This is a genomic window from Cognatishimia activa, assembly GCF_001458335.1.
Taxonomy (GTDB): Bacteria; Pseudomonadota; Alphaproteobacteria; order Rhodobacterales; family Rhodobacteraceae; genus Cognatishimia; species Cognatishimia activa.
Genome location: NZ_CYTO01000024.1, coordinates 494,604 through 504,796, shown reverse-complemented (window position 1 = coordinate 504,796; position 10,193 = coordinate 494,604). Strand labels below are relative to the sequence as shown.

The following is a 10,193-nucleotide window of genomic DNA, read 5'->3' as shown; positions in this document are numbered from 1 at the left end:
CTCCACCCGCCAATATGCCAAGCGCCAACGCACCTGGTTCCGATCCCGCATGAAAATTTGGCAAAAGATATCGCTTCCTGTTTAAAGACCCTCAAAGTGATACTTATCATACAATTTTCGGTGACAAGGTGGAATTTCAGCGCTACCAACTTTCACAAATAGCGCAACCGGGACCGAGTTTTCACGTAAATGACTGACGTCACTGTCACGACACTTGCCCAGTTTGGACAAGCGGAGCCTTGGCTCAGCAGTCTCGTTCATGTGCAACGAGGCGGCTTGTTGTTGTGGGTTACACGCGGCCAAGGCGTGATCCATATGCATGGGCACCGGCGCGGATTTAGCGCCAACAACGCGATCTACATCCCGCCAAACCACCTGTGGTCGGTGGAGTTTGGCCGTCAGATCCTTGGCCAAGCGGTTACCCTCCCCCCTGAGCTCGCCGCCAGCTTTCCGCCAACAGAACAACTGCTGCGCATTCAAGACGGGCTTAGCCAGAGTGAGCTAACGGGCCTGATTGAGGATATGCGGCGGGAAATCCAACAGGACCGCCCGTTTCTAGACGACGCGGTGGCCGCCCAATCCGCACTTCTGGGGATATGGCTCAGGCGCCAAGTCGAAAGCCACCCCCAAGCCAAAAAACTGAGCGCAGCGCAGCGTCTGATGCGCCGGTTTTGTGATCTTGCAGCTCAAAACGTGGGCAGCGGTAAATCTATGGCAGATCTGGCAGACGCGCTGAATGTTACGCCCACGCACCTGACCCGTGTTAGCCGCCAATCTGCGGGCATCACCGCAGCGGACCTCTTGGTGCAGGCCCTAGCACATGAAAGCAGGCTGCGCCTAACGCGGAGTGACGTGTCTTTTAAGACAATTTCAGAAGATCTGAACTTTGGCAGCCCTGCCTATTTCACGCGTTTCATTCAGCAGCACACAGGCATGACCCCTAGCCGATTGCGGCAAGCGGCACATAAGGCGGCAAAATTTGGGGTTAGCTCCCCCAGATAATCTTAACGTAATTCTGGTTTTTTTTGTAAGGCGGAACACCGCCGTATTTCTTAACCGCATGTGGTCCGGCATTATAGGCGGCAAGCGCCAGTCGCCAAGAACGAAACTCGCGATACTGTTCCGCCAAATAGCGTGCTCCACCATCCAAATTCTCTTGGGGCACATTGGGGTTCACACCAAGATAGGCCGCCGTCTGAGGCATCAGCTGAGCGAGCCCCATCGCGCCTTTATGAGAGCGCGCTTGTGCGTTCCAACCACTCTCCTGCTGTACAAGTTTTAGAAACAAATCCACCGGCACCCCATGTTTCAACGCCGCATTGCGCGCCATGTCGAGATAGGGTCCGCGATACTTGCCTTTATACTGGCCATCCCCCCATTTGGTCGGGGTGATCACCCGTGGCGGCGCAAGACGTACGGCGGTATTATACTGTTCTTTCGCACGGTTATCGAGCACATCGATCTGTCCGGAAAACAGTTTGGTCCGAGACTTACTGCCAATAATCTCACCGGCAGAAACGCTAAGAGGCGCGGCCATACTTACGGCCAAAAACAAAGCAAATTTCTTGCGCATAAAGTGACGTCCCAGTCGCTCTTAATGTCCCAATCCTGCGAAATATAACAATATTCAGAAAGTTTTAAAGACTTGGGCGTTTTCTATCCCGAACACCCGCGCAAAAAATCGCTGGTTTCCTCTCCGACAGGGTGGTGTAAGGTGCCCGAAATGAAAAATTGATTCAGGGGGTAGGTCCATGGCCGGATCATTGAACAAAGTCATGTTGATTGGCAATTTGGGGCGCGACCCTGAGGTGCGCAGCTTCCAAAACGGCGGCAAGGTTTGCAACCTGCGGATTGCAACTTCTGAAACATGGAAAGACCGGAATACCGGCGAACGCCGTGAGAAGACCGAATGGCACTCTGTCGCTGTGTTCAACGAAGGTCTGGTGCGTGTATGCGAGCAATATCTGCGCAAAGGCTCCAAGGTTTTCATCGAAGGCCAGCTGCAGACCCGCAAATGGCAGGACCAATCCGGTCAAGACCGCTACAGCACCGAAGTCGTTTTGCAGGGCTTTGGCTCTACACTGACAATGCTTGACGGTCGCGGCGAAGGTGGCGGCGGCGGTGGATTTGGCGGCCAAGGTGGCGGTCAAAGCGGCGGCTATGGTGGCGGTGGCTACGACAGCGGCGGCGGCCAAGGTGGCGGAAACTTTGGCGGCGGCCAACAAGGCGGTGGCGGAAGCCGCGACTTGGACGACGAAATCCCGTTTTAACTGAGAAAGCCCCGCAATTGCGGGGCTTTTTATTAGACACCAGCGGTCCCATATTTGGACCTATTGGCGAGCTGTGGACCTCCAGACCCATAAGCTCAGAACGATCGCTGTGCCGGAAACAAGTGTCATGACGGTTCCAGGCATGAAGTGAACGTAGCCAGGCAAATCCACAAATAGCAGATACCCAAGGTCGGCCATGCCGCCGATCATGGCTGTGACCCAAATTGCGGTACGATTCTCACGCCAAATCAACACGCCCCCTATAATCGTTGCAATGCCAAACCATCCAAGATTCCAGCCATGTTGATTGAGTATCCCGCCAACAGCTTCGTGGTAATTTGCCGCTAAGGTTGCCGGATCGACTGCATCAGCAATCGCCTGAAACCCACCAGAGGCATCGCTCGTCAGAACAATGACTCCGGCCAAAGTGTGCACGAGTCCCCAAATGACCCAGAGCACGGCGATGCCCTTCAAAACGTTAGTTGCATTCATGTCGCGTCTCCTAAACTTGGCGATTGAGTTCCCTGACCGCCATCATTAAGTTGACTATATCCACAAATTAAGTAGACAATGTCAACTAAAAGACGCCCATGACGACACCAGACTTCGCCCTTCTTGTTGATCGCTTCATGCGGCAGATACATTTCGGCTTACAACAAAGCGCGGCTGACTTTGACAAAAGGGGTGTTGGCCCCGGCGGCGGCATCGTTTTGATGACGCTGAAAGATACGGGTGAAATCAAACTCAATGAGCTCACCGCCCGCGTCGCGCGCGATAAGTCTCAGATATCGCGGCTAATCAGAACCCTTGAAGGCAAGGGGCTGGTTCATCGCAAGCCTTCGCAGGAAGACGGCCGAATTAGCCTTATTTCCTTGACTGAAAGCGGTGAAATCGTTGTTTCGGAGCTCATGAATGCGGTTGCAGATGTCATCAACGACATACTTGCGCCAATTTCGAGCCAAGAGACCAAAGATCTCGAGGCGATCCTTAGCAAAGCTTTGGCCGACAGGCGCGATTAATCAAGCGCATCCCGCAATAAGGTGACGACTTTGTCCATTGGCACATCTGCCGTCACGAAGGCCTCACCAATTCCACGCGCCAGAATAAAACGCAGCTGTCCATCAACGACTTTCTTGTCCTGCGCCATCAAATCCACAAGGGCTTCTGCCGACGGCAAATCCCCTTCAATATCAGACAGATCAACCTTCATTCCCATGGCCTTGAGGTGCGCACGCACGCGGCTTGGGTCTTCTTGGCTGCAAAGCCCAAGGCGTGAGGACAGCTCAAACGCCAAGGCGCAGCCAATGGCGACCCCTTCTCCGTGCAGCAAGCGATCCCCATAACCCGTGGCCGCCTCAAGCGCGTGGCAGAAGGTATGGCCGAGATTGAGCAAAGCGCGATCCCCCTGCTCTGTCTCATCGCGTTCCACAATGTCGGCTTTCATTTCGCAAGACCGTTTCACCGCTGAAATGCGCGCCTGCACATCGCCTGCGGCCAGTTTCGGGCCATATTGTTCCAGCCACTCAAAGAAACCGGCGTCCCCCAGCAGGCCGTATTTGACCACTTCGCCGTAGCCAGACAGAAAATCGCGATTGGTCATCGTGCCTAGGACATCGACATCGGCCAAAACTAAAGACGGCTGATGAAAGGCCCCAATCAGGTTCTTGCCCTGAGGCGCATTGATGCCGGTTTTGCCGCCCACAGAGCTGTCCACTTGCGCCAGCAAAGACGTCGGAATTTGAACGAACCCAACGCCACGCCGCATGGTCGCTGCCGCAAATCCAGTCAGGTCGCCAATGACGCCGCCGCCGAATGCAATCACCAGATCCTTGCGCTCAACCTTCTGTGCCAGAAGCCATTCGACGGTCTGTTCAAAGTAAGGCCAGCTCTTGGTGCTTTCCCCCGCTGGCAAAACAAGCGCTTCGCTTTCGATACCAGCAGCCGCCAACCCGCCTTGCAAAGTCTTTAGATGCAAAGCGGCGACGTTTTCTTCCGTCACGATCATCATGCGTTTGCGGTCAGAAATCGTGCGGATCAATTCACCCGCGCGGCCCAGCAAGCCTTGGCCAATATGGATGTCATAGGCGCGATCGCCGAGGCCAACGTGAACGATTTCCATTTTGGTTGCCATGACTTAAGCCTCCAGCACGTCCGGGCGCGTCAGCAGCGCTTGGTAAACGCGCTCCGCCATATCTTCGATGGAATATTTCGGGTCTGATTTCACCGCCAGATCCGCCTTCGCATAGACCGGAACGCGCACATCGTAGATATCTGACAGAGTTTGGCGTGGGTTAGCTGTGCGTAGCAAAGGGCGCGTATCCTTATGCCTGACGCGCTGCCACAAAAGGTCGAGATCCGCATCAAGCCAGACAGATACACCCTTATCGGTGATCAAATCGCGGTTGCCTTCCGCCAGAAATGCCCCGCCTCCGGTGGAGAGAATGCCACGCTCTTCATCGAGCAAACGATCAATGACTTGGGTCTCTTTGGTGCGAAAAAACGCTTCGCCGTCGCGCTCGAATATCTCAGCTATAGACATATTGGCGGCTTTCACGATTTCTGCATCCGAATCCAGAAAAGGAACACCCAATTTTGCGGCCAACGCCCGGCCCACGGCGGTTTTGCCCGCGCCCATCATCCCGACCATGACCACTGTTTTCTTAAGGTTCATACCCAACTGCCCAAGGTTTTTGGGGCGATCACCGAAATTTTCCGGCCAAAATCCGCCATTTGGCATTGAATGACGTGATATTGACGAAAAGGCCAGTTATAAAGTGGAAAAAAACAGGCAAAAACTAAGCAAACGACGGGAAACATATGGGCAAACTCTTCAGAGCGTTGTTTTTCCTCATCATACTATCGGCCATTGGTTTAATTGGTTTCGCGTATCTCGGGCCGATCTTTGGAGCGGATTTTTCCGCCCCGCAGAAGGAGATTCGCGAGTCGGTACCTCTTGATGTTCAATAAAGTCCGCACCGCCAAAGTTCAGCTGGCCGGTGCTCTTATGTGTCTTCCCGCTTTGGCCTTTGGCCAAGAAGATGCTCCTTTGTCTGCCATTGATTGGCTGACCCAAACACCGACGGTTACGGTCAATATAAACCCAGAGCCTCCAGTGACAGACGCAGGTGATACGCCGCAAATCGACGTATCAGAATTGGGTCAATCCGGGCGTGACGCAGTTGGTCTTTTGCCTAGCCATGTCACCGGTCTGCCAAGCTCGATTTGGCAAGACAGCAAAGCGCTGACCCTTGCGGATCTGATTTCAGACATACCCGAAGAACCCCTGCCCGCGATACAAGCGTTGATGTACACGCTGTTATTGGCAGAGGCGAACCCACCTGCGGATGCGGGGGGCAACGACGCATTGCTGCTTGCGCGGGTGGACAAGTTGGTGGCGCTTGGCGCGATCGAGCAAGCCAACGCACTTTTGGATCGTGCAGCCCCAGACCGAGCGGACCTCTTTACGAGATGGTTTGATGTCTCTTTATTGATTGGAGAGGAACAAAGAGCCTGCGACGTCCTTAGTGGCGCGCCCCATCTGGCCCCAAGCTACGCGGCAAGGGTGTTCTGTCAGGCACGCGACGGGGCTTGGGAAACAGCGGTCATTACACTGAACACTGCTAATTTTCTAAAGCTGATCTCGCCTGCTGATGACGCATTGCTTGTGCGTTTTCTCGACCCAGAGCTATTTGCTGAAGAACCACTATTGATCACGGTCAGCGAACCGGATCCGCTTCAATTCCGTCTGTTTGAGGCGATCGGCGAGCCGCAGCCCACTCGATTGTTGCCGCGTGCCTATGCCCATGCTGATCTGCGCGATAATATTGGATGGAAAGCGCAGCTCGAAGCAGCGGAACGCCTCGCAAAAGTCGGCGCGCTCACGGAAAATAGACTGTTTGGTCTTTATTTGGACCGCAAACCTGCCGCATCAGGTACCATTTGGGACCGCGTCGCCGCGGTGCAAAAATTCCAATCCGCCTTAACGGCCGGAGATGCAGTCAAAATCGCCGAATCCCTTCCTTTGGCGTGGTCTGCCATGAAGGCCGCTCATCTAGAGGTCCCTTTCGCACGTTATTATGGTGACACCCTCAAATCTCTTCCAAAGGGCTCAGTCGCGGGAACGCTAGGGCGGGAAATCCGTCTTTTGTCTGAGTCTTACGAGCTTGCAGCGCGGGACGGGACCCGGGACTTTCTTGCAGGCCTTGCGATGGGCCAACCGCCCAAAAGATCAGCAGATCCAACACGCCAAGCCATCGCTGACGCCTTCCATCGTGCAGGCGTGCCGCAGGTTTGGACAAACAGGCTTGCACGGGGCCAACTTGGTGAAGTAATCCTGCTCGCAATCAAATCTTTTCAACAGGGTGCGTCGGGTGATCTGCGCGCTTTGACAAACGCATTGGCGACATTCCGCGCCGTCGGGTTGGAGGACACGGCACGCCAAGCATCACTACAGGTACTACTATTGGAGCGTGGCTTTTAATGAGTAACAACAAGTGGATATCCACTTTTCTTGAAGCACAAGCCGCCGAATTAGGCGCATCAAACAATACACAACTGGCCTATGCACGAGACCTCAAAGGGTTTGCGGAATGGTGTGATGACCGTGGCCAGGAATTCAAAGACACAGCACGCCAGGATGTTGAAGACTACATGGTTTGCTGCGATGCGCAGGGATTGGCAAAGTCCACGCGCGCGCGTCGCTTGTCGGCCATCAAACAGCTTTTCCGGTTTGCTTTTGAGGAAGGCTGGCGTGACAGCAATCCTGCCATTCAAATCAAAGGTCCGGGGCTTGATAAACGCTTGCCAAAAACCTTGGAAGTCGGCGAAGTCGACCGTCTGATTGAAGCCTCTCGCAAATCCGGTCGCAACAAAGTCGAACGCACGCGCAACATCTGTATGATGGAGCTGCTTTATGCGACCGGTATGCGCGTCTCAGAACTTGTTTCCATGCCGGTTAGCGCAACACGCGGCGATCCACGCATGCTCTTGATCAAGGGTAAAGGTGGCAAAGAACGTATGGTACCCTTAAGCGCCCCTGCCCGCACTGCGCTGGTCGGTTGGATCAAAATTCGCGATGCAAATGAGGAGGCAGCCGTCAAGGAAGGGAAGTCGGCCTCGAAGTTCCTTTTCCCAAGCAGAGGAAAGACCGGACACCTAACGCGACACCGTTTCTACGCTTTGATCAAAGAGTTTGCCGTGAATGGGGGCGTCGATCCTAATAAGGTGACGCCGCACACGTTGCGCCATGCCTTTGCAACCCATTTGCTGGCCAATGGCGCGGACTTGCGTTCCATCCAAACATTGTTGGGCCATGCGGATGTCGCCACAACAGAAATCTACACCCATGTGTTGGATGAACGTCTCAAGGAACTGGTCTTGGAAAACCACCCGCTCAGCTCCTCAAATTGAGCTGAGCACATAAGCACTGTGTCAAACCTGCAAAACCAGCGGGGATTTCGCGGGCTTTTCCTTGAATGCAGCGCGTGTGAGCCCCATAACGCGAGGAGATAAAGGAAATTCTCGCGCATGGACGCTATGGACGTAACATTGGACACCGCTTTTTGGATCACCGCAGGCTCGATTGCGGTGCTTTTGATGCTGTCTGCCTTCTTCTCTGGCAGTGAGACGGCCTTGACCGCTGCAAGTCGCGGTAAGCTGCGCAGCCAAGCAGACAAAGGCAATAAAGGTGCTGAACGGGCGCTGAATATCACGGAGGACAGCGAGCGGCTGATCGGCTCGGTGCTTCTGGGCAACAACCTAGTCAATATCCTCGCAACCTCCCTCGCAACCGCTCTCTTCACGCGGCTACTGGGCGAAAGTGGCGTTGCGCTTGCAACTCTTGTTATGACGTTGCTTGTTCTGATCTTCGCTGAGGTTCTCCCAAAAACCTACGCCATCACGGCGCCAGAAACCGCTGCATCCCGAGTTGCAGGCGTGATCAGTGTTGTTGTGACGTTGTTCGCGCCCATCGTTTCTGCGGTGCGTGTTCTGGTCCGTATTGTCCTGCGCTTGTTTGGTGTGAAAATTGATCCTGACAGCCAGATCCTTGCGGTTCGTGAAGAAATCGCCGGCGCGCTGCAATTGGGCCATTCTGAAGGCATCGTAGAAAAAGAAGACCGAGACCGGATTTTAGGTGCCCTTGATCTTGCGGAAAGAACCGTCGAAGAAATCATGCTGCACCGTTCTGGGATCGAGATGATCAATGCCGACGATGCGCCGAACGACATTCTGAATCAGTGTCTGGAAAGCAACCACACGCGCCTGCCCGTCTATAAAGACGATCCCGAGAACATTGTCGGTGTCATTCATGCCAAAGACTTGTTGCGGGAGATGCATTCTGTTGGCGATGACACAGAGACCAAAGGTGTTGGCAAATTCAACCTGAATGCGGTGGCAAAGAAGCCATATTTTGTGCCGGACACGACCTCGCTCGATGATCAGATGCGTCAATTCCTTAAGCGCCGCAGCCACTTTGCCTTGGTGGTCGACGAATATGGTGCCTTGCGCGGTCTCATCACGCTTGAAGACATTTTGGAAGAGATCGTTGGTGAAATTACCGACGAATTCGACCCAGACGGCGAACATCAGATCCGTCAAAGCGAAGACGGTCAGTTCCTGATTGATGGGGCCATGACGATCCGCGACCTGAATCGAGCAAGCGATTGGCAATTGCCCGATGAAGAGGCCAATACAGTCGCGGGTCTTGTAATCCACGAAGCACAAACAATCCCTGTGGTGGGTCAGGTGTTTGCTTTCCATGGCTTCCGGTTTGAGATTGTGGCGCGAGAAGACAACCGCATCACGCGACTGAAAATGCGCCCGCTTGAGACGCTGAACAGTCAGCGTTCCTAACGCAAAACGCGCCGTCGTTCAGCGGCGCGTTTCTCTTTTGAATTGTCGACGGATTTAGCGTGTGAATTGTCGTGCAAACTCGCTGCGCAACACTGTGCGCGCGGATGGGTAGCTGCGTTCAAACGGCAAGTCTGTCAGGCCCGGCACCAGACACAAGACCTCTTCACGCTCTTTGTCGCTAAGGCATTTTCGGGCGGTGCTATCGGGGGCAAAGCTTTCAACCCACATACCGTTGACGCTAATCAATTCATGGCGTGGCGTCATCAAAACAACGCCTTCAAAATCATCGGTCGCTTCAGCGATACCATTTAGATGCAGCAGGTCCCCTGCCCGCACCAAAATCTCTGCGGACCCAAACTGCTCCATGATTTCAGTACATGTCAGCAGAATTGCCTGACGACCAGAGACGAACAGGCACGACCCAGGGATACCGGCGCTTATCGCGTCGATCTTGATCTCAACGGTCATCGGCGCGGCGTCGCTGCCGGCAACATGCTTCATCCAAAGGACCGGTTGAAATCCGTTATCTCGCGTCAGAAGCATGTCACCAACACGAATGTCTGACGCGGCTTTCGCTCCTGACCGTGTAATGACAATTGAGTCCGCGCCAGCACAAGACATACCTTGCAATTGCGCCGGAGATCGCTTCGTCACGCGCTCTTTACGATGTACCAAAAATGCTGATGGATGCAGCACTTCCGCGGATTTTGGGGTTGGCAACGGAGATGTGGCGGCCTGAGGAGCTGCAACGTCCGAGATGTTTGAGAAGATATTATCTTGCCGGGACTGAAACATCCCCGCGCCCGTCAAACGACGGTTTACCACACGTACTTTCATGGTTTGCCTTAGTTCTGCAATTTGCTCGGCCGCTTCTGCAGGCATCGATGTAGTGAAGAAGGTCGTAAAGGCGGATCAAGGCCGGATTGGGGCAAAATTCGTTTAAATTTAGGAATATAGCGACGACCGGGCGATGCCATAATGACTGCAAATTCATGTACGAAAGCCGCCCCAATGCTTCCATAGTCAACCGCTACTAAGCAAAAAATTAATAATTTGAGAGCCCGCGATCCG

The 10,193-nt window shown here is 54.1% G+C and carries 11 protein-coding genes; 6 read left to right on the top strand and 5 right to left on the bottom strand.

Features of this window, described 5'->3' with window-relative positions:
- The first annotated feature begins 189 nt into the window (after nucleotides 1-189).
- Nucleotides 190-1,002, top strand: a complete 813-nt coding sequence (locus TA5113_RS13545; protein ID WP_058314360.1) for a helix-turn-helix transcriptional regulator — start codon at nucleotides 190-192, stop codon at nucleotides 1,000-1,002.
- On the opposite strand, the gene TA5113_RS13540 is transcribed toward TA5113_RS13545, so the two are convergent.
- Entirely contained in the window at nucleotides 986-1,573 is a 588-nt protein-coding gene (locus TA5113_RS13540) for a lytic transglycosylase domain-containing protein (protein WP_058316776.1), read from the bottom strand. The two genes, TA5113_RS13545 and TA5113_RS13540, sit on opposite strands and share 17 nt — an antisense overlap.
- A 178-nt stretch (nucleotides 1,574-1,751) precedes the next feature.
- On the opposite strand from TA5113_RS13540, the gene TA5113_RS13535 reads away from it, so the two are divergent.
- Nucleotides 1,752-2,270 carry a single-stranded DNA-binding protein gene (locus tag TA5113_RS13535; protein ID WP_058314362.1) on the top strand — a complete coding sequence of 173 codons (519 nt, stop codon included), beginning with the start codon at nucleotides 1,752-1,754 and terminating at the stop codon, nucleotides 2,268-2,270.
- A 60-nt stretch (nucleotides 2,271-2,330) separates the two neighbouring features.
- Here TA5113_RS13535 and TA5113_RS13530 read toward each other — a convergent pair whose 3' ends face one another.
- Nucleotides 2,331-2,762, bottom strand: coding sequence for a hypothetical protein (locus TA5113_RS13530; RefSeq protein WP_058314363.1), 432 nt, complete (start codon nucleotides 2,760-2,762; stop codon nucleotides 2,331-2,333).
- A gap of 98 nt (nucleotides 2,763-2,860) precedes the next feature.
- Here TA5113_RS13530 and TA5113_RS13525 point away from each other — a divergent pair, with 98 nt between their 5' ends.
- A complete protein-coding gene (locus TA5113_RS13525; protein ID WP_058314364.1) occupies nucleotides 2,861-3,289 on the top strand; it encodes a MarR family winged helix-turn-helix transcriptional regulator in 429 nt (142 codons plus the stop codon).
- Here TA5113_RS13525 and aroB read toward each other — a convergent pair.
- Together aroB and TA5113_RS13515 are read right to left on the bottom strand one after the other, a co-directional pair.
- A complete protein-coding gene (aroB, locus tag TA5113_RS13520) occupies nucleotides 3,286-4,401 on the bottom strand; it encodes a 3-dehydroquinate synthase (RefSeq protein ID WP_245627133.1) in 1,116 nt (371 codons plus the stop codon). The genes TA5113_RS13525 and aroB overlap by 4 nt on opposite strands.
- Nucleotides 4,402-4,404: 3 nt before the next feature.
- Entirely contained in the window at nucleotides 4,405-4,941 is a 537-nt protein-coding gene (locus tag TA5113_RS13515) for a shikimate kinase (protein ID WP_058314502.1), read from the bottom strand.
- 285 nt (nucleotides 4,942-5,226) lie between these two features.
- Here TA5113_RS13515 and TA5113_RS13510 point away from each other — a divergent pair, with 285 nt between their 5' ends.
- The 3 genes from TA5113_RS13510 to TA5113_RS13500 all read left to right on the top strand — a co-directional run bounded on the left by TA5113_RS13510 (nucleotide 5,227) and on the right by TA5113_RS13500 (nucleotide 9,122).
- A complete protein-coding gene (locus TA5113_RS13510) occupies nucleotides 5,227-6,750 on the top strand; it encodes a hypothetical protein (protein ID WP_058314365.1) in 1,524 nt (507 codons plus the stop codon).
- Entirely contained in the window at nucleotides 6,750-7,679 is a 930-nt protein-coding gene (locus tag TA5113_RS13505; RefSeq protein ID WP_058314366.1) for a tyrosine recombinase, read from the top strand. The genes TA5113_RS13510 and TA5113_RS13505 overlap by 1 nt, the downstream gene beginning before the upstream one ends.
- A 117-nt stretch (nucleotides 7,680-7,796) precedes the next feature.
- The gene (locus TA5113_RS13500; protein WP_058314367.1) at nucleotides 7,797-9,122 is read left to right on the top strand and encodes an HlyC/CorC family transporter; all 1,326 of its coding nucleotides are present in this window, start codon (nucleotides 7,797-7,799) and stop codon (nucleotides 9,120-9,122) included.
- 54 nt (nucleotides 9,123-9,176) lie between these two features.
- Here TA5113_RS13500 and TA5113_RS13495 read toward each other — a convergent pair whose 3' ends face one another.
- Entirely contained in the window at nucleotides 9,177-9,959 is a 783-nt protein-coding gene (locus TA5113_RS13495; protein WP_058316775.1) for a Hint domain-containing protein, read from the bottom strand.
- Between the last annotated feature and the right edge of the window lie 234 nt (nucleotides 9,960-10,193).

What these genes read in the sequence shown, in the direction of transcription:
- TA5113_RS13505 (WP_058314366.1), top strand. Translation starts at nt 6,750, where the DNA reads ATGAGTAACAACAAGTGGATATCCACTTTTCTTGAAGCACAAGCCGCC.
- TA5113_RS13540 (WP_058316776.1), bottom strand. Translation starts at nt 1,573, where the DNA reads ATGCGCAAGAAATTTGCTTTGTTTTTGGCCGTAAGTATGGCCGCGCCT.
- TA5113_RS13495 (WP_058316775.1), bottom strand. Translation starts at nt 9,959, where the DNA reads ATGAAAGTACGTGTGGTAAACCGTCGTTTGACGGGCGCGGGGATGTTT.
- TA5113_RS13535 (WP_058314362.1), top strand. Translation starts at nt 1,752, where the DNA reads ATGGCCGGATCATTGAACAAAGTCATGTTGATTGGCAATTTGGGGCGC.
- TA5113_RS13515 (WP_058314502.1), bottom strand. Translation starts at nt 4,941, where the DNA reads ATGAACCTTAAGAAAACAGTGGTCATGGTCGGGATGATGGGCGCGGGC.
- TA5113_RS13530 (WP_058314363.1), bottom strand. Translation starts at nt 2,762, where the DNA reads ATGAATGCAACTAACGTTTTGAAGGGCATCGCCGTGCTCTGGGTCATT.
- aroB (WP_245627133.1), bottom strand. Translation starts at nt 4,401, where the DNA reads ATGGCAACCAAAATGGAAATCGTTCACGTTGGCCTCGGCGATCGCGCC.
- TA5113_RS13510 (WP_058314365.1), top strand. Translation starts at nt 5,227, where the DNA reads ATGTTCAATAAAGTCCGCACCGCCAAAGTTCAGCTGGCCGGTGCTCTT.
- TA5113_RS13525 (WP_058314364.1), top strand. Translation starts at nt 2,861, where the DNA reads ATGACGACACCAGACTTCGCCCTTCTTGTTGATCGCTTCATGCGGCAG.
- TA5113_RS13500 (WP_058314367.1), top strand. Translation starts at nt 7,797, where the DNA reads ATGGACGCTATGGACGTAACATTGGACACCGCTTTTTGGATCACCGCA.
- TA5113_RS13545 (WP_058314360.1), top strand. Translation starts at nt 190, where the DNA reads ATGACTGACGTCACTGTCACGACACTTGCCCAGTTTGGACAAGCGGAG.